The sequence below is a fragment of the Porphyromonas sp. HMSC077F02 genome (assembly GCF_001815465.1).
GTDB classification, from domain to species: domain Bacteria; phylum Bacteroidota; class Bacteroidia; order Bacteroidales; family Porphyromonadaceae; genus Porphyromonas_A; species Porphyromonas_A somerae.
Genome location: NZ_KV820630.1, coordinates 22055 through 41089 on the forward strand (window position 1 = coordinate 22055; position 19035 = coordinate 41089).

Genomic DNA, 19035 nt, shown 5'->3' on the forward strand with positions numbered 1-19035 from the left:
CTGCACAAAGGATGAGATGCAACAGTCTCAAGGTAGTCTGAGGCTACTTTGGCACGTCGGTCCAGATGTCTATCTGGCGTTATAGCTGAAAAAATACCCTGCGATAGCATAAGCCATCACAGAGTATTCTATCTATTTATTATTGGATTAGTCTGGGATCACAACTCCTGACTTAGGACCTTTGGTGGTCTCGAGTAGGCGCTGGGATTCGATATCGGCTTTGGAAGCTACCACGATCTTCTCGTACTCACGCAACCCAGTACCTGCAGGGATCAGGTGACCGCAGATTACGTTCTCCTTTAGAGCCTCAAGCTTATCAATCTTACCCTCAATAGCAGCGTTATTCAACACCTTAGGTGTCTCCTGGAAGGAGGCGGCAGACATAAAGCTCTTGGTCTGAAGAGCAGCACGAGTAATACCCTGAAGTACCTGCTTAGTAGTTGCAGGAAGGGCATCGCGTACCTCCATCACCTTCTTATCGTTACGGCGTAGCAAGCTATTCTCCTCACGTAAGTGACGAGCGGTGATGATCTGACCTTCGAAGTAGGTGGTAGACTCACCTGGATCGGTGATCACCTTCTTACCCCAAAGACGATTATTCTCGTCCTGAACGTCGATCTTATCCACCAACTGCTGCTCGAGAAACTTGGTATCTCCAGCATCAATGATCTCTACCTTACGCATCATCTGACGTACAATCACCTCAAAGTGCTTGTCGTTGATCGACACACCTTGCTTACGGTAGACGTCTTGTACTCCATTCACGATGTAGTTTTGCACCGCATTTGGTCCTAATATCTCTAGGATATCGGTTGGAGAAACAGCTCCATCTGATAGTGGTTCGCCAGCACGTACGAAGTCATTCTCCTGCACCAGCAATTGGCGGGTCTGACTCACTAGATACTTGCGCTCCTCGCCAGTACTACTCGTCACTATCACTTCGCGATTACCACGACGCACCTTTCCAAGTGTGATCTCACCATCGATCTCTGCAACCACAGCTGGGTTAGATGGGTTACGTGCCTCGAAGAGCTCTGTTACACGTGGTAGACCACCTGTGATATCGCCCGACTTCACTACGGTACGTGGGATCTTAACCAGTACATCACCGGCCTTTACCTTCTGACCCTGTTGGTTATTGAGGTGGGCACCCACTGGGAGGTTATAAGTCTTGATCACCTCGCCATCCTTGCCAATAATCGACATCGCTGGCGATAGCTTCTTATCCTTACTCTCAATGATGATCCTATCGGTATGACCAGCAGCGATATTGGTATCCGACTGTACACGGAAGGTACTACCCTCTACCACATCCTCATACTGTAGCTTACCGCTCACCTCAGCAACAATCACCGCGTTGAATGGGTCGGTCTCAAAGATGATATCATCTGCCTTCACCTCGGCACCTGGCTCTATAAAGAGTTTTGCACCATAAGGTATATTCTCATTGATAAGCGTCATATGAGTGTGAGGGTCTACAATATGCATCTCGGCCTGACGTCCGACCACCACTTTGAATGGCTTACCCTCTTCATCCTTGGCATCTACCGTACGAAGCTCCTCGATCTCAAGGATACCATCGTACTTAGCCTTGATGAGTCGCTCAATAGTATCGGTACTTGCCACACCACCGGCGTGGAAGGTACGAAGTGTAAGCTGTGTACCTGGCTCTCCGATAGACTGAGCAGCTACCACACCAACTACCTCACCCTTGTGTACCAAGTGGTTGTGGGCTAAGTTGCGTCCATAGCACTTTGCACAAACCCCTTGCTTTGCTTCACAAGTGAGCACAGAGCGGATCTCCACCTCTGTAATTGGCGACTCTTGTATCTTAGAAGCCTTGGCCTCATCAATCTCTTCACCAGCAGCAACAATCAGCTCGCCTGAAATTGGGTGTACTACATCGTGTACTGACACACGACCAAGGATACGCTCATAGAGCGATGCTACTACACTAGAACCCTCCTTGATCTCACGACGCACAATACCACGTAGGGTACCGCAATCCTCTTCGGTGATAATCACATCTTGAGAAACGTCGACGAGACGACGAGTGAGGTATCCAGCATCGGCCGTCTTAAGTGCCGTATCCGAAAGACCCTTACGAGCACCGTGGGTAGAGATAAAGTACTCTAGCACCGAAAGTCCCTCCTTAAAGTTGGAGAGGATAGGGTTCTCCATCGTCTGAGCACCCTCACCACTTCTCTGTGGCTTAGCCATCAGACCACGGATACCACTCAGCTGCTGAATCTGGTTGGCCGAACCACGGGCTCCGGAGTCCATCATCATAAAGATAGAGTTGAAGCCTTGGTCGTCCTCCTTCAGCTCCTTCATCAGGATAGCAGAGAGGTTATTATTCACATTGGTCCAAACGTCGATGATCTGGTTATAACGCTCATTATTGGTAATATTACCCATATTGAAGTCGTCCATAATCTCGGCCACCTCGTCATAACCCTCTTGGATGAGCTCTTCCTTTTGCTCAGGAATGATTACATCAGAAAGGTTGAATGAAAGACCACCCTTAAAGGCCATATAGTACCCGAGGTCTTTGATATCATCGAGGAATTGTGAAGTACGTGAGATACCACAATACTTGATCACCTCACCGATCAGCGTACGAAGACTCTTCTTGCCAATCAGGTCATTGATATACCCAATCTCTTCAGGCACTTTAGAGTTGAAGAGCAGACGACCATACGAGGTCTCAATCATATGCTTAAATGGCTTGCGCTCCTCATCAAGGTCATCCACCACCACTTGAATCTTGGCATGGATGTCGATTTTGCCATTATTGTAGGCAATTCGTGCCTCCTCAGGGGAGTAGAACTTATAGCCCTCACCCTTTACTCCGTCACGAAGCTTGGTGATATAATATAGTCCCAATACCATATCTTGCGAAGGCACGGTAATAGGAGTACCATTGGCAGGGTTCAATATATTGTGTGAGGCAAGCATCAAGAACTGTGCCTCTAGGATCGCATCATTAGAGAGTGGCAAGTGAACGGCCATCTGGTCACCATCGAAGTCGGCGTTAAATGCGGTACAAGCTAGTGGGTGCAGACGAATGGCTTTACCCTCGATTAGCTTTGGCTGGAAAGCCTGAATACCTAGACGGTGAAGTGTAGGAGCACGGTTGAGTAGCACTGGGTGCCCCTTCACTACATTCTCCAAGATATCCCAGATCACTGGCTCACGACGGTCTACAATACGGCGTGCACTCTTCACGGTCTTCACGATACCACGCTCAATCAGCTTGCGGATCACAAATGGCTTGTAAAGCTCTGCCGCCATATCTTGTGGTAATCCACACTCATGCATCTTGAGGCTAGGACCCACCACAATCACCGAACGAGCAGAGTAGTCGACACGCTTACCAAGTAGGTTCTGACGGAAACGACCCTGCTTACCCTTAAGGCTATCGGTAAGTGACTTGAGCGGACGATTGGAGTCGCTCTTCACTGCACCCGACTTACCAGAATTGTCGAATAGGCTATCTACCGCCTCCTGAAGCATACGCTTCTCATTGCGGAGGATCACCTGAGGTGCCCTTGTCTCAATCAGACGACGCAGACGGTTGTTGCGAATAATCACTCTACGATAGAGCTCATTGAGGTCGGAGGTAGCAAAACGACCACCATCCAATGGCACCAACGGACGTAGATCTGGTGGGATAACAGGGATCACCCTCATCACCATCCACTCAGGGCGAGTGTAGCCGTGGCTAGCACGGAAACTCTCTACCACCTGCAGGCGCTTAAGAGCCTCCTTTTTGCGCTGCTGAGAAGTCTCCTTAGCGGCTCTAGCACGAAGGTTGTATGACAGCTCATCTAGATTAACTCTAGAGAGCAGTGCCTCTACAGCCACCGCACCAATTTCTGCGAAAAACTTATTGTGGTCCTCATCAGACAACTCTTTATTCTCCTGAGGGAGGCTAGCCATACGGTCTAGGTACTCCTCCTCAGTTAGTAGGTCGCCCACCTCCAAGTCTTCGTAAGGACCTGGCTGAACCACTACATAGCTCTCGTAGTATATAATCTTCTCCAGTTTCTTTGCTGGGATTCCTAAAAGATAAGCGATCTTATTGGGCACGGAGCGGAAAAACCAGATGTGTACTACTGGCACCTCCAGCTTGATATGCCCCATTCGCTCACGGCGCACCTTCTTCTCCGTTACCTCTACCTGGCAACGGTCACAAACTACACCCTTGTAACGGACACGCTTGTACTTACCACAGTGACACTCGTAATCCTTAACCGGTCCGAAAATACGCTCGCAAAATAGACCATCCCGCTCTGGTTTGTAAGTACGATAGTTGATGGTCTCGGGCTTAGTAACTTCACCGTGTGAATTCTCGAATATCTCCTCAGGAGAGGCGATACCGATACGGATTTGATTGAAGTTGGACTTTATCTTTGTATCTCTTATGAAAGCCATATTTATATATCAAAAGGGCTGTGATGTAATCATTGGAGTTCGAAGCTTAGGCCTAGACCCTTAAGCTCGTTGAGCAGTACATTGAGCGACTCAGGAATACCTGGAGTAGGCATTGGCGAGCCTTTGACGATTGCTTCGTAAGCCTTTGAGCGGCCTACCACATCGTCACTCTTGATCGTGAGCATCTCCTGTAGCACATGAGCGGCACCATAGGCCTCCAGTGCCCACACCTCCATCTCTCCGAAGCGCTGGCCACCGAATTGAGCCTTACCACCAAGAGGTTGTTGGGTGATCAGAGAGTAAGGGCCGATAGAGCGGGCGTGCATCTTATCATCAACCATGTGACCTAGCTTCAAGAAGTAGGTAACTCCCACAGTAGCTGGTTGGTCGAAGCGCTCGCCAGTCTCTCCATCATAGAGATAGGTACGTCCATTGCGTGGAATTCTAGCCTTATCTGTCCACTTATTGAGATCGTCGAGGGTAGCGCCATCGAAGATAGGAGTAGCAAACTTAACCCCTAGCTTTCTACCAGCATACCCAAGTACCGCCTCAAAGATCTGACCAAGGTTCATACGCGAAGGCACACCTAGTGGGTTGAGACAAAGGTCTACAGGAGTACCATCCTCCAAGAATGGCATATCCTCTACACGTACCACCTTAGAGACAATACCCTTATTACCGTGGCGTCCTGCCATCTTATCACCGACCTGAATCTTACGCTTCTTAGCGATAAGCACCTTGGCATTCTGCATGATACCGTTAGGCAATTCGTCACCTAGGGTAGCATCAAACTGCTTACGGCGATAGTCACTCTCTATCTTCTTCACCTTCTTGATATAATTACCAAGAAGCTGACTGATCAGGTTATTAGTGTGCTCATCATCGGTCCATCCAGAGAATACGATCTCTTCATAATTGAGCTGGTCGAGGATCGTATTATTGTACTTAACTCCCTCTGCGACCACTGTAGCACCCATATAGTCAACGATGCCCTTAGAGAGTTTTCGAGAGGTGAGCTTAGAGAGCTTAGCCAGCATATTCTTGCGTAGCTCCTCCTTCTCTTGTGCTTCACTCTCCTCCAACTGCTGTTTCATCTCGCGCGTTGCCTTACGACTATTCTGTCCCTTAGGCACCTTAGAGAAAAGATAGGTCTTGTACACCACGCCACTCAGTGATGGATTGGCCTTTAGTGAAGCATCCTTCACATCGCCAGCCTTCTCACCGAAGATGGCATGCAATAGCTTCTCCTCTGGCGTTGGATCACTCTCTCCCTTAGGAGTAATCTTACCCACAAGGATATCTCCTGGATGTACCTTTGCACCTACACGTATGATTCCACGCTCATCAAGATCCTTGGTAGCATCTTCGCTCACGTTAGGAATATCACTAGTGAGCTCCTCCATACCACGCTTCGTCTCACGTACTTCAAGATTGTACTCATCCACATGAACAGAGGTAAAGAAGTCTTCACGCACCATACGCTCACTAAGCACGATAGCGTCCTCATAGTTGTACCCCTTCCAAGGCATGTAAGCTACCGTCACATTACGACCAAGTGCCAGCTCCCCATCCTGGGTAGAATATCCCTCGGTAAGGATCTGATCCTTCTTCACCCTATCGCCCTTCAATACAATTGGGCGCAGGTCTATAGTCGTGCTCTGGTTGGTTTTACGGAACTTAGGTAGCTCATACGTCACTAGGCTATCTTCGAAGCTGACGAACTCCTCATCCTCTGTGCGATCGTAGCGCACCTTGATCTGTGTAGCATCCACATACTCTACCGTACCTTCTCCTTCCGACATAATTTGGCAGCGGGAGTCTCTAATCACTACGCCCTCCAAACCAGTTCCAACGATAGGAGCATCGGTCTGAATCAAAGGCACAGCCTGACGCATCATGTTAGATCCCATCAACGCACGGTTAGCATCGTCGTGCTCCAAGAAAGGAATCAAAGAGGCAGCAATCGAAGCAATCTGCATAGGAGAGACATCCATCAGATCCACCTCACTTGGTGGTACCACTGGGAAGTCCGATCCATAACGAGCCTTTACGGTGTCGCGGATAAATTCACCATTTTCATTCAGTGGCGCATTACCCTGACCTACCGTCTTATCCTCCTCTGCTTCAGCTGTGTAGTATTCCACCCCCTTGTCCGAGAAGTCCACCTTGCCATTAACTACCTTACGGTATGGAGTAGCAATAAAGCCTAGCTCATTGATTTTAGCATAGACACAGAGTGAGTTGATCAGTCCAATATTTGGACCCTCAGGAGTCTCAATTGGACAAAGACGGCCATAGTGAGTGTAGTGCACATCTCGCACCTCAAATCCAGCTCTATCACGGCTAATACCACCAGGTCCAAGGGCCGAAAGCCTACGCTTGTGCGTGATCTCTGCCAGGGGATTGGTTTGGTCCATAAATTGTGATAGAGGGTTGGTGCCGAAGAAAGAATTGACCACACTCGAAATCGTCTTGGCATTGATCAAGTCAACTGGCGTAAAGACCTCATTGTCACGAACGTTCATTCGCTCTCTTACCGTACGCGCCATACGAGAGAGACCGATACTAAACTGCTGTGAGAGCTGCTCACCTACCGTGCGGACACGACGGTTACTTAGGTGGTCAATATCATCCACCGTCTCCTTGCCATTGCGTAGCACCACTAGGTACTTAATAATGGCTGCAATATCCTCATTGGTAAGTACCTTCACACTCTCATCAATGTCGAGATTGAGCTTCTTATTGATACGATAACGACCAACATCGCCAAGGTCGTACCTCTTATCCGAGAAGAAAAGGTTATTGATCACCTCCATTGCCGAAGCCTCATCCACAGGATCCTGACTTCTCAGCTGCTTATAGATATGGTAAACAGCCTCCTTTTGAGAGTTAGAAGGGTCCTTTTGCAAGGTGTTAGTGATCACGCTGTAGTCAAGCCCCGACTCACCATCAGTCAAGAGAAGAATCGTCTTAGCGCCTGACTCTAATATCTGTGGGATATTCTCCTCCGTGATCTCCTCGTCACGGTCCAGAATAATCTCGTATCGGTCAAGCGAAACCACCTCCCCAGTCTCCTCATCCACCAAGTCCTCAACCCAGCTATTAAGGATACGTGCAGCGATCTTGCGACCGACATATTTCTTCAACCCAGTCTTAGTCACCTTCACCTCCTCAGCGATGCCAAACAGATTAAGGATATCCTTATCTGTTTCATAGCCGATAGCTCGCAGGAGAGTGGTTACTGGAAGCTTTTTCTTTCTGTCGATATAAGCATACATCACGTTGCTAATATCGGTTGCGAACTCAATCCACGAGCCCTTGAATGGGATCACTCTAGCAGAGTAGAGCTTGGTACCATTATTGTGGATGCTTTCGCTAAAAAAGACACCTGGCGAGCGGTGCATCTGAGAGACTACCACACGCTCAGCACCATTGATCACAAAAGTGCCTTGAGGTGTCATATAAGGGATTTGACCCAAGTACACATCCATCACAGAGGTGTCAAAGTCCTCATGCTCAGGATCAGTACAATAAAGTTTCATTTTAGCTTTTAGAGGTACATTGTAGGTTAGTCCTCTCGTAAAGCACTCCTCAATGGTATATCTTGGGGGGTCTATAAAATAGTCCAAGAACTCCAACACAAAATTATTGCGTGTGTCGTGGATGGGGAAGTTCTCCATAAATACCTTATAGAGACCCTCATTTTTTCGCTTATCAGATGGAGTATCCAACTGCATAAAGTCACGGAACGACTGCAACTGAATATCCAAGAAGTCTGGGAAGTCCAGAGGGTTTTGAATAGAAGCGAAATTTACTCTTTCTGTATTATTTCTTGGGGACATAAAAAAACCTTAAAAGCCTAAAACGAACAAAGACACGAAAAGGTTAAGAACCCACTACACTCGTATTCGTGGGTTCTTAACCATCACCTGTAATATCTACAGGGGAGACAAAGCGAGATTACTGGATCTCTACCTCGGCACCAGCCTCCTCAAGAGCAGCCTTGAGATGGTCAGCCTCAGCCTTGTCTACACCCTCCTTAAGCTTAGATGGAGCACCGTCAACTAGGTCCTTAGCGTCCTTAAGACCTACGCCCATAGCTTCCTTAACAGCCTTCACTACCTGTAGCTTAGCAGCACCTGCAGACTTAAGGATTACATCAAATGCAGTCTTCTCCTCTGCAGCAGCCTCACCACCAGCAGGACCAGCAGCAACAGCCACAGCAGCAGCTGCAGGCTCGATGCCATACTCCTCCTTAAGGATATTCTTTAGCTCAGTTACCTCAATAACGGTTAGGTTCACTAGTTGTTCCGCAATAGCTTTGATATCTGCCATATTCTTATATACTTATTATGGTATTATACAATCTTGTTATTTATCAATTCGTAGTAGCTTAATGCTCTACGCCACCTTTATTGTGTCCGATGGTCTCTTAATCAACCACGCTCCTCGAGCGTTTGGAGTAGACCATGGATAGTACCACCAGCAGAGTCGAGTGCCGAAAGGACACCTTGGATAGAGCCCTCGAGTAGAGATACTACATCTCCAATCAGCTCCTCCTTGCTCTTGACATTGACCAGCTCCTCGAGCTTGTCTGCACCAAGATATAGACTCTCTTGTACGTAAGCTGCCTTTAGCTCTGGCTTAGCTGCTTTATCTGCATCAGCAGGCTTATTCTCCTTTGCAAAGTCCTTAATCAGGCGTGCAGGAGCATTAGCTGTCTCAGCAAACATCACAGCAGTATTACCCTTCAGATAAGGGAATAGAGGAGCAAAAGTCTCCTCATCCTTCTGAGAGAGAGCGATACGAAGCAGAGTATTCTTCACCATCATCAGCTTTACATCCTTTTCGAAGCAAAGACGACGAAGGCTACTTGTTTTGTCAGCAGTCAGCGCCTCAATATCTACTAGATAGAAGTTAGGATACTTTTCTACTAGCTCTACCAAGTCACCAACGACTGATACTTTCTTTTCCTTTTTCATATACTATGGATCTCTTTTCTCTAGTTGTTACTCTTTCGACTCTAAGGAGCGAGGATCCACCTTGATACCAGGGCTCATAGTACTTGAGAGGTAAATACTCTTAATGTACGTACCCTTTGCAGCACTAGGCTTAAGCTTAACTATAGTATTGATAAACTCGCGTGCATTGTCAGCAATCTTGTCAGCAGTGAAAGAGACCTTACCAATAGAGGTATGTACAATACCAGCCTTATCTACCTTAAAGTCAATCTTACCTTGCTTCACCTCGCGGACAGCATTTCCAATCTCATTGGTTACTGTACCACTCTTAGGGTTAGGCATCAAGCCACGTGGACCTAGGACACGTCCCAAGGCACCAATCTTACCCATAACAGATGGCATTGTGATGATTACATCCACATCAGTCCATCCGCTTTTGATTTTGTCAATGTACTCGTCAAGACCTACATAGTCTGCACCAGCTTCGGTAGCTTCAGCCTCTTTATCTGCGGTACAAAGCACCAGCACCCTAGTCTCCTTACCAGTTCCGTGGGGTAGAGATACCACACCACGCACCATCTGGTTGGCCTTACGTGGGTCGACACCTAGGCGTATATCTACATCTACAGATGCATCAAACTTAGTAGTTGTAATCTCTTTTACAAGAGCAGATGCTTCCGTAAGTGTATACTCTTTTCCAGGTTCGATCTTGCTCAGGGCCAACTTCTGATTCTTCGTTAGTTTACTCATAATTCATCAATGGTCCTTGATTATTCAACATCCTCTGGAAAAGTGCCCTTAATGGCTATACCCATACTTCTTGCTGTCCCTGCTACTAGACGCATAGCACTCGCTACGGTAAAGCAGTTAAGGTCAGGCATCTTATCTTGAGCAATAGCCTTCACGTCGTCCCAAGTAATGGTAGCCACCCTTGTACGGTTTGGCTCAGCACTACCACTCTTCTTCTTAGCCTTCTCCAATAGCTGTACAGCCACAGGAGGAGTCTTTACGATAAAGTCAAAAGACTTATCAGAGTAGTATGTGATGATCACCGGAAGGACCTTACCAGCACTATCTTGGGTCCTGGCGTTGAATTGCTTACAGAAGTCCATAATATTGATCCCCTTGGAACCAAGAGCAGGACCAACAGGAGGAGAAGGATTAGCAGCTCCACCCTTAATTTGCAGCTTTAGCTGACCAGCAATTTCTTTTGCCATGATTAAACACTTTTTCTCATTAATAACTCACTCGTAGAAAAGTACATCCGAGCACCTAGACTATCGCCTTTCGCCATCGACGACACCTCACACACCCATAATTCGTAACAGCAGAGTCGCGTGAGGCCTCTTCACTAGGTTATGACAAACTCTCCTTTTCCACTTGCACGAAATCCACCTCCATTGAGGTCTCGCGCCCAAACACCTTCACAAGTATCTTCAGCTTCTTGCGATCGTCAAGCACTTCAGTCACCTCACCAAAGAAGCCTGCAAATGGTCCGAAGACCACTTTTACACGCTCGCCCACCATAAAGGTAAGGCTATCGGCATCTGGTGTCTCACTCAATTCATCTGCAAGATGCTTCATCTGATCCACATCCTGCTGGCTCAAGATCTCTGGATGGTCATCATCAGAGCCCAAAAAGCCAAGGACATTAGGGATACGACGAAGTGTAAACTTTGTCTCACCCACCAACCTAGCCTCAACGAATACATAGCCAGAGTAATACGGACGTGTGCGCTCTACGCGCCCTCCCTTAGCACTCTTATTGAGCTGATAATAGGTCTCCATAGGCACAAGGACCTCACCTACATGCTCTTTGAATACTGGGACAGCATCCCGCATACTTTCTATATAATCAGCTACATCCTTCTCCTTACCAGTGATGGTACGAAGAACGTAGTAATTCATTGGTTGGTTATCCATTAGATACAGTACAGAAAAGCTTTACCACTCACTCACCATTCCCTTAAGAAAAGGGTTAAGCAAGCCAGCCGTAAACGTTACTCATGATAAATTCAAACGCCTTGTCCACCAAGAAAATGAATACTGACATCACTATGGAAGCAGATAGTACCAGTACTGCACTGCTCGAAAGCTCCTTCTTGGTCGGCCAAGTAACCTTGTAGCGAAGCTCCTTAAAGCAATCGCTCACGTAAGCACCTACTCTTACGAAGAAATTGGATTTCTTTTGGTCAGTCATATAACCGATATATTTCTATTACAAAAATCGCACGGGCAGAAAGACTCGAACTCTCGACACCTGGTTTTGGAGACCAGTGCTCTACCAACTGAGCTATGCCCGTATATAATCGGAGAGGGATAGAGGGGAGGGATTACCTACCCTCTACACCACTCCGATAAGATATTTATATTTAGCTACTGCTAGTATTAGTTAAGTAGCTCAGTGATCTGACCAGCACCTACTGTACGACCACCCTCGCGGATTGCGAAGCGAAGTCCTAGGTTACATGCTACTGGGTAGATAAGGTCTACAGTGATGGTTACGTTATCACCTGGCATCACGATCTCCTGACCCTCAGGAAGAGTGATCTCACCAGTTACGTCAAGCGTACGGATGAAGAACTGTGGACGATACTTGTTCTTGAATGGAGTGTGACGACCACCCTCCTCTTTCTTAAGCACGTACACCTCAGCCTTGAAGCGAGAGTGTGGCTTCACACTACCTGGCTTACAAAGCACCATACCACGCTTGATCTGATCCTTATCGATACCACGGAGAAGTAGACCAACGTTATCACCAGCCTCACCCTCATCTAGGATCTTACGGAACATCTCCACACCAGTCACCACAGACTTCAGCTTCTCTGCACCAAGACCGATGATCTCAACCTCATCACCAGTGTGTACCACACCAGTCTCGATACGACCAGTAGCTACAGTACCACGACCAGTAATAGAGAAGATATCCTCTACAGGCATCAAGAAGTCCTTATCAATATCACGTGGAGGAAGTGGAATCCACTCGTCAACAGCATCCATTAGCTCACGGATAGAATCTTCCCACTTAGCCTCACCATTCAGTGCACCAAGAGCAGATCCACGGATTACTGGAGTGTTGTCGCCATCAAACTCGTAGAAGCTAAGGAGCTCACGAATCTCCATCTCTACAAGCTCTAGCATCTCCTCATCGTCCACCATATCACACTTGTTCATGAACACTACCAGACGTGGTACATTCACCTGACGTGCTAGTAGGATGTGCTCACGAGTCTGAGGCATAGGACCATCAGTAGCAGCAACCACGATGATAGCACCATCCATCTGAGCAGCACCAGTAACCATGTTCTTTACATAGTCGGCGTGACCAGGACAGTCTACGTGGGCATAGTGACGGTTAGCAGTCTCATACTCTACGTGTGAGGTGTTAATAGTAATACCCCTCTCCTTCTCCTCAGGAGCGTTATCGATAGAGTCGTATGAGCGGAGCTCAGTGTGACCATCCTTTGCCAATACGGTAGTGATAGCAGCAGTAAGAGTAGTCTTACCGTGGTCCACGTGACCGATCGTACCGATATTTACGTGGGGCTTCGACCTGTTAAAATGTTCTTTTGCCATAGTTCAATAACAATAAAATATATTTGAGTTTATATTATTCTCTCTTCTCATCCCTTCCAAGACGCTTCGAAGCAGACGTAATAACCTAAGGCATACTCCTCCCAATTCATTACTTCGAGCTGAGATTCCCGACACATCGCGAATACTCTCACCCTATCACTCCACGCACCTTGCTGAAGTCGTAAAATACGCTTGAGCCGATGCCGGGATTTGAACCCGGGACCTCTTCCTTACCAAGGAAGTGCTCTACCACTGAGCTACATAGGCAAATAATTGAGCGGAAGACGGGGCTCAAACCCGCGACCCTTAGCTTGGAAGGCTAATGCTCTATCAACTGAGCTACTTCCGCATACACCCTTAAATGTAAAGGTAGAAAGTGGGCAGTGATGGATTCGAACCACCGAAGGCGTAAGCCAGCTGAGTTACAGTCAGCCCCATTTGGCCACTCTGGTAACTGCCCATTCCTTTTAGACTACACTCTCCACGACCCTCGCTAGAGCGTTGTATAGACTAAACCGTTCGCAAAGATACATAACTTATTTCTTTTCGCCAAATATTCTCAAGAAAAAGTTTCAGCGCCCCATAATTTAATAGACACACAGCCTCATTACTTCCACCATTCAATCCGATTCACTCTTCAGCACCACCTATAAAAGCCTCATAACTTTCATAGTCTCCAGACTGGAAGTTTAGGGAATACATTGGAATATTATCTCCATTAGAACCTTCTTTATTCTCTGTGGACAGACGACTAATCATTACACTATCCACCCCATACTTATTGAGGACCTCCATAGTTACCAACTGCCCCTCATCAAGTCTTAGCATATCACGAAGTAACCATTTCCCAAGTGCCTGATTAGGATTAGACATAAGTGCTTTGCTATTGTCCTGACAAACTTTAGCACTAAGCACTTCACCAGTCGGAAGCAGAAGCATAAATGGAGTATCCCTATCAGGAAAAAAGCCAAGATATGCGTGGTGAATAGCTCGTGGGATTGGGATATACACTTCATCGGGATTCCTTGGTCGCCCCTTGGCATTCCACTGATTCAAACCACTCCTCGGTGGCACCTGCTTCACACCACCTCGCTCCGAATAAAGAGGAAGAATTATATAGTCCTCCTTTTCACCAATCAATTTAGAGTGACTACTTGTGACAAAACTATCTGGCTCATCTTGAAGTAACTGCTCAAGCAAAGCAAAGGGGTCATCAAGGATCTCAATGGGTAGCAATATTCTGTCCTCTGGTGGAATAAACTTCATCATTAACACAGACTTACTACTATTGAAAGAGTAGTCGTGACGCCCATCCGAGAAGGTCAACCCACTTCGGGTTCTTCTAATGGCCCCTATTTCATCTATAAGGATAGGGTCATATGGATAGTTAAAAAGCTCTAGTTGTCCATCACATCGCCCTACTATATGATATATGCTATGTGTAATATTGTAGCTACGCCTAGAGAAGTCCAACCTATCATTTCTAAACTCTGCTAACTTTCTTGCCAAATGCTCCTTACTATCACATTTATCAAGCTCTTTTCTTAACTTATTAAATTCTGCTATCTTTTCGATCTTATGTTGCCCAGTAAGAATAAAAGTCTTGATGCCGATACCGATAGATCCTATTCTAGCATCGTACGCAGTACAAAGGCGTGCATCATTGATTGCCTGATAATACTTGCAGAATAGATTCTCGACAAGCCGATAATCAATATATGGAGTTGAACTAAGAGAAAAAAGCTTTGACAACTTGCTTACTACGGCAAGCATTTGCAGGTATTTAGTATTTTTTCCCCACTGCTCAAGGAATTGCTCGTTATTAGAGTAGAAATTGTTTGGCATATCTTAGTGACTAAAGGAACAACAACAGAGTTTCCTGCTTGCTTGTATTTAGCAGCCATTGAGATATCATTTGGAAACTGATACTCTTGTGGAAAACCCTGAAAATTAAGGCACTCTTTAGGTGACAGTTTTCGAATACCCATATCGGTAAGTATAAGAGGTACATTATGTCCACCCGTACCCATATTAGCAGTAAGGGTAGGACATACATTGCTTTTATTCTCCCTCACATACCTCCGTCGCCATTGATACAAAGTGTCTCTAGAGGTAATTTCACTCGCTAGAGTATGATAGTGCATCATTTTCTCTGCTGTATAGTATAGATTTGGGGTAGACGTCTCCTCATCAATACAATCATGAATTGTCGCTACTAACTTTTCTTTATCAGGAAAGGAAAACTCACTGTGATTAGGAAGCTGTTTAGGATCTATGGCAACAATAAACACGCGCTCCCTATTCTGAGGCACATTGGCGTATTCCATTGCATTAAGCACCTTAGTATATACCACATAACCAAGGTCCTTAAGCGTTCTTAAGATCACTGCAAAGGTTCTACCCTTATCATGTGTTTGCAGATTCTTTACATTCTCCAAAAGCAACACTTTAGGTCGATGATCCTTAGCAATCTCTGCGACATCAAAAAATAAGGTGCCACGGGTGTCGTCAAACCCTTTTTGGTAACCTGCTACCGAGAAAGCCTGGCAAGGGAATCCTCCGCATAAAACATCAAACTGCTCTGGAATGCATGCTTTTGTGGCCTCCAATGTAATATCTCCATATGGCATATCACCAAAATTATGGAAGTAAGTCTTTTTCGCATCCTTATCCCATTCACTAGAGAATACACATCGCCCCCCCGCAGCCTGCATAGCAAGTCTAAACCCTCCTATACCTGCGAATAAGTCAATAAAAGAAAAGTGGGCATCAACCCTTGGCAAAAAAAGCTTATTCTCTCTAAACAACGACATATCAAGCACTCCTATTTTCTCTACAAACTTAGAAATAAATAATGACTTCCACACGTTTCACAATTGATTACTCATTTTTATTTACTGTCAGAAATAGTGCAAGGGACACTATTATCAATTAAAAAAGCACCGTGGGCGATAGTTCCACGGTGCTTTTAATATATTAATAGGGTAACTATTACTTGATATTGGGGAGCTCTAGGCCATAGCCACGCTTCTTATCGACACTCTTGAGGTAGAGACTAAGGATAAGGGCGAAGACTCCAAAGCTAGTGAAGATCAGCATAGAGGGGGTGAAGTTCATTGGTTCGCCAGCGACAACCCCCACGTTGGTCTTATCGAGCACTGATCCAATAATCATTGGCACCGACATCAAACCGATATTCTGTACCCAGAAGATAGCGGAGTAGGCAGAGCCGAGCACCTTATTGTCGATCAGCTTTGGCACACTTGGCCAAAGGGCAGCAGGCACCAAGCTAAAGGAGATACCCAGCAACACAATGGCCGAGATAGCTATCACAAAGGAGGTGGTACTATTATCAAATGGATAGAGCGCAAAGGTACCGTGGCAAAGAATCATCAGCACCGAACCGATAATGAGCATAGTAGCTCCCTTACCCTTCTTATCAAGGAAGAAGCCGAGGAAAGGAGTGATCACCATTGCCCCGATAGGGAATAGGCTAAAGATACTTGAAGCGGTGGTATTCTCAATGCCAAGGTTGCTCTCTAGCATACTGGTGGCAAACTTCTGGAATGGGAAAATAGCAGAGTAGTAAAGTACACAAAGCAGAGCTACAATCCAGAAAGCACTACTACCAAAGACCTTACCAAGGTCGCGGAAGTGGAATGGCTCCTCCTCTTCTTCTACCAGTGAGCCAGCAGCCTCTTTCTCTAGCTTGCGGTCGAGCACACCATAGATAAGGTATAGGAAGAGTCCGATGCAGAGGAGGATAAAGACGAAGAGCACTGGTGCCTGTACCGTCTGCAGTGCATCCAATCCTTCAGAAACGCCAAGTTTATTCACCATCCATTGGTTGATACGAGGAGAGGTCTGGAATACAGCAAAAACACCAAGGCGGGCAATCGCCATCTCAATACCCATCGCCATCGCTAGCTCATAACCAGTAAACCACTTTACAATAGCACGGGAAACGGTCACGCCACCCATCTCGGTACCCATACCGAAGATAGCAAAACCTGCACATGCTAGGGCTGCAGAAGGTGGAAAGTTGGGGAACCAACCGGCTAGTAGATCGTAAGGGAAGGCACCGGCATTGAAAGCAGAACTCAGGGCATATACCTTGATACCGGCACCGATCACCATCAGAGAGCCTGAGAGGATAGCGGTGAAGCGAACCCCCATCTTATCCAGGATAATACCTGCAAAGATAAGGAAGAGCAGGAATACATTGACGAAGAATTCACTCCCCGCATAGGTACCAAAGACGGTACTATTCCAGCCCAATACCTGATCGAGCTGTGTCTTGAGAGGTGAAAGGACGTCTACAAACATGTAGGCGAAAAGCATCGTGAGGGCGATCATTATCAAAACGGTCCACCTCACTGCGGCTTTGTCACGTAACGTGTGGCCTTTAGTAGAAGTTGTCATAATAGTTGTGTTATAAGTTTGAAATTTTCAGATGGGACAAATGTAAGGTTTTTTGGGCAGACTGCCACAAGATGGTCTCAGAAAAGTAGGGTTACCGCTTAAGGCTCTCTTGGAAGTCAATTCGCTGTAAGATGCTACGGCCGAGGGTGAGATCATCGGCATACTCCAGTTCATCACCTATCGCAATGCCTTGTGCAATGGTGGTGATCTGCACCTCTATATCCTTGAGCAGGCGGTAGATGTAGAAGTTGGTCGTCTCTCCCTCCATAGTGGTACTGAGGGCAAGGATCACCTCCTTTATCCCCTCTTCTTGAATACGTGTAGGGAGGTCGTGGAGGAAAAGGTCTTGAGGCCCCACCCCATCCATAGGGGAAATCACCCCGCCCAATATGTGATAAAGCCCTTGATACTGCCCAGTTCGCTCGATTGCCATCACATCACGCACACTCTCCACCACACAGAGGATATGGGAGTCGCGTGTCTCATCACTACAAATGCTACAGATCGATTCATCGGAGATATTGTGGCACTTCTCGCAGTATTGTATACCATCCACGAGGTCGCGTAGAGCATCGGAAATACGATAGGTAAAAGTCTTCTCCTGCTTTAAGAGAGAAAGAGCCAAGCGCATCGCACTCTTATGCCCCACCCCTGGAAGAGAGGCAAAAGCATCAATCGCCCTTTGTAGTAATTGCGAGTAATCCTCAACGCCCGACATCTTCGCCCCTCATGGTCACGTGGTCAAACTTACGGCGGCGGAGCACGAAGTCCTTACCAAGGTACTTCTCCCGCACAGTCGGATTCTCTGCCAGCTCCTCAGCACTCCCTTGGAAAAGCACCTGCCCCTCAAATAGTAGGTAGGCACGGTCGGTAATGGACAGGGTCTCGTGGACATTGTGGTCGGTGATCAAGATACCGATATTCTGTTCCCTCAGTTTAGAGACAATCAACTGAATATCCTGCACCGCAATAGGGTCGACACCCGCGAAAGGCTCATCAAGCATAATAAACTTCGGGTCAATAGCGAGGCAACGAGCAATCTCCACACGTCGTCGCTCTCCACCAGAGAGGCGGTCGCCATTATTGGTCCGCACCTTCTCCAGACCAAATTCATCAATCAACTTCTCCAGCTTTTCGATCTGCTCCTGATGATTCAGCCCCGTCATCTCCAGCACTGCTAGGATATTATCCTCCACACTCATCTTACGAAAGACAGACTCCTCCTGAGCGAGGTAGCTAATGCCCATCCTTGCACGCTGATATATAGGTCGCTTGGTGATATCCTCATCATCAAGGAATATCCGTCCGTTATTGGGGGTCACCAGCCCTACCGTCATATAGAAGGTAGTGGTCTTGCCCGCCCCATTAGGGCCTAGCAATCCCACGATCTCCCCCTGCTCCACCTCAATGGAGACATGGTTGACCACGGTACGGCTCTTGTATTTCTTTACTAAATCCTCTGTCCTTAGCTTCATAAGTATCGCATATTATTTCCCACAAAGATACCAATTTAAGTGGTTTATAAGGTAAAAAGCAAAGGCAACGCACAGGGGTAATACATTAGGAAGTTCTTACCTTAAGGTTTTTAGCGGGGTGTCTATGAGGAAGGACCTCGGCAGAGGTCCGTGCTAAATAGGCA

14 protein-coding genes and 4 tRNA genes are annotated in these 19035 nt (G+C 46.8%); all 18 read right to left on the reverse strand.

Going from position 1 to position 19035, the window contains the following annotated elements:
• Positions 1-147 precede the first annotated feature (147 nt).
• Positions 148-4437, reverse strand: coding sequence for a DNA-directed RNA polymerase subunit beta' (rpoC, locus tag HMPREF3027_RS00875; RefSeq protein WP_018028401.1), 4290 nt, complete (start codon positions 4435-4437; stop codon positions 148-150).
• Positions 4438-4466: 29 nt separating this feature from the next.
• Positions 4467-8279 carry a DNA-directed RNA polymerase subunit beta gene (gene rpoB, locus HMPREF3027_RS00880; RefSeq protein WP_070706374.1) on the reverse strand — a complete coding sequence of 1271 codons (3813 nt, stop codon included), beginning with the start codon at positions 8277-8279 and terminating at the stop codon, positions 4467-4469.
• Between the two features lie 118 nt (positions 8280-8397).
• Entirely contained in the window at positions 8398-8772 is a 375-nt protein-coding gene (rplL, locus tag HMPREF3027_RS00885) for a 50S ribosomal protein L7/L12 (protein ID WP_018028403.1), read from the reverse strand.
• Positions 8773-8873: 101 nt separating this feature from the next.
• Positions 8874-9419: a 50S ribosomal protein L10 gene (rplJ, locus tag HMPREF3027_RS00890; protein ID WP_018028404.1), complete on the reverse strand. Its 546-nt coding sequence runs from the start codon at positions 9417-9419 to the stop codon at positions 8874-8876.
• Between the two features lie 27 nt (positions 9420-9446).
• A complete protein-coding gene (gene rplA, locus HMPREF3027_RS00895) occupies positions 9447-10148 on the reverse strand; it encodes a 50S ribosomal protein L1 (RefSeq protein ID WP_070706375.1) in 702 nt (233 codons plus the stop codon).
• A 20-nt stretch (positions 10149-10168) separates the two neighbouring features.
• The gene (gene rplK / locus HMPREF3027_RS00900) at positions 10169-10615 is read right to left on the reverse strand and encodes a 50S ribosomal protein L11 (RefSeq protein WP_018028406.1); all 447 of its coding nucleotides are present in this window, start codon (positions 10613-10615) and stop codon (positions 10169-10171) included.
• Between the two features lie 139 nt (positions 10616-10754).
• Positions 10755-11306 (reverse strand): transcription termination/antitermination protein NusG, encoded by a 552-nt coding sequence (locus HMPREF3027_RS00905; RefSeq protein ID WP_021902510.1) that lies wholly within the window; start codon positions 11304-11306, stop codon positions 10755-10757.
• Positions 11307-11376: 70 nt separating this feature from the next.
• Positions 11377-11598 (reverse strand): preprotein translocase subunit SecE, encoded by a 222-nt coding sequence (gene secE, locus HMPREF3027_RS00910; protein ID WP_018028408.1) that lies wholly within the window; start codon positions 11596-11598, stop codon positions 11377-11379.
• Between the two features lie 30 nt (positions 11599-11628).
• Positions 11629-11701: transfer RNA gene (locus tag HMPREF3027_RS00915), tRNA-Trp, on the reverse strand.
• An 85-nt stretch (positions 11702-11786) separates the two neighbouring features.
• Positions 11787-12974: an elongation factor Tu gene (gene tuf / locus HMPREF3027_RS00920; RefSeq protein WP_021902511.1), complete on the reverse strand. Its 1188-nt coding sequence runs from the start codon at positions 12972-12974 to the stop codon at positions 11787-11789.
• A gap of 195 nt (positions 12975-13169) precedes the next feature.
• Positions 13170-13241: transfer RNA gene (locus HMPREF3027_RS00925), tRNA-Thr, on the reverse strand.
• Between the two features lie 9 nt (positions 13242-13250).
• Positions 13251-13323, reverse strand: a tRNA-Gly gene (locus tag HMPREF3027_RS00930).
• A gap of 28 nt (positions 13324-13351) precedes the next feature.
• A tRNA-Tyr gene (locus HMPREF3027_RS00935) sits at positions 13352-13434 on the reverse strand.
• A 170-nt stretch (positions 13435-13604) separates the two neighbouring features.
• Positions 13605-14819: a phospholipase D-like domain-containing protein gene (locus tag HMPREF3027_RS00940; protein ID WP_070706376.1), complete on the reverse strand. Its 1215-nt coding sequence runs from the start codon at positions 14817-14819 to the stop codon at positions 13605-13607.
• On the reverse strand, positions 14735-15841 hold the full coding sequence (locus tag HMPREF3027_RS00945) for a DNA cytosine methyltransferase (RefSeq protein WP_246830498.1): 1107 nt from the start codon (positions 15839-15841) through the stop codon (positions 14735-14737). The genes HMPREF3027_RS00940 and HMPREF3027_RS00945 overlap by 85 nt, the downstream gene beginning before the upstream one ends.
• A 124-nt stretch (positions 15842-15965) precedes the next feature.
• Entirely contained in the window at positions 15966-17396 is a 1431-nt protein-coding gene (locus HMPREF3027_RS00950) for an MFS transporter (protein WP_070706377.1), read from the reverse strand.
• A gap of 91 nt (positions 17397-17487) precedes the next feature.
• Positions 17488-18114: a recombination mediator RecR gene (gene recR, locus HMPREF3027_RS00955; protein WP_070706378.1), complete on the reverse strand. Its 627-nt coding sequence runs from the start codon at positions 18112-18114 to the stop codon at positions 17488-17490.
• Positions 18101-18871, reverse strand: coding sequence for an LPS export ABC transporter ATP-binding protein (lptB, locus tag HMPREF3027_RS00960; RefSeq protein WP_018028412.1), 771 nt, complete (start codon positions 18869-18871; stop codon positions 18101-18103). Before lptB ends, recR begins: the two co-directional genes overlap by 14 nt.
• Between the last annotated feature and the right edge of the window lie 164 nt (positions 18872-19035).

Excerpts from the sequence above, each read along its gene's own strand:
- lptB (WP_018028412.1), bottom strand. The coding sequence starts at position 18,871 with ATGAAGCTAAGGACAGAGGATTTAGTAAAGAAATACAAGAGCCGTACC.
- rplA (WP_070706375.1), bottom strand. The coding sequence starts at position 10,148 with ATGAGTAAACTAACGAAGAATCAGAAGTTGGCCCTGAGCAAGATCGAA.
- rplK (WP_018028406.1), bottom strand. The coding sequence starts at position 10,615 with ATGGCAAAAGAAATTGCTGGTCAGCTAAAGCTGCAAATTAAGGGTGGA.
- rplL (WP_018028403.1), bottom strand. The coding sequence starts at position 8,772 with ATGGCAGATATCAAAGCTATTGCGGAACAACTAGTGAACCTAACCGTT.
- rpoC (WP_018028401.1), bottom strand. The coding sequence starts at position 4,437 with ATGGCTTTCATAAGAGATACAAAGATAAAGTCCAACTTCAATCAAATC.
- tuf (WP_021902511.1), bottom strand. The coding sequence starts at position 12,974 with ATGGCAAAAGAACATTTTAACAGGTCGAAGCCCCACGTAAATATCGGT.
- rplJ (WP_018028404.1), bottom strand. The coding sequence starts at position 9,419 with ATGAAAAAGGAAAAGAAAGTATCAGTCGTTGGTGACTTGGTAGAGCTA.
- secE (WP_018028408.1), bottom strand. The coding sequence starts at position 11,598 with ATGACTGACCAAAAGAAATCCAATTTCTTCGTAAGAGTAGGTGCTTAC.
- HMPREF3027_RS00940 (WP_070706376.1), bottom strand. The coding sequence starts at position 14,819 with ATGCCAAACAATTTCTACTCTAATAACGAGCAATTCCTTGAGCAGTGG.
- recR (WP_070706378.1), bottom strand. The coding sequence starts at position 18,114 with ATGTCGGGCGTTGAGGATTACTCGCAATTACTACAAAGGGCGATTGAT.
- HMPREF3027_RS00950 (WP_070706377.1), bottom strand. The coding sequence starts at position 17,396 with ATGACAACTTCTACTAAAGGCCACACGTTACGTGACAAAGCCGCAGTG.
- HMPREF3027_RS00905 (WP_021902510.1), bottom strand. The coding sequence starts at position 11,306 with ATGAATTACTACGTTCTTCGTACCATCACTGGTAAGGAGAAGGATGTA.
- rpoB (WP_070706374.1), bottom strand. The coding sequence starts at position 8,279 with ATGTCCCCAAGAAATAATACAGAAAGAGTAAATTTCGCTTCTATTCAA.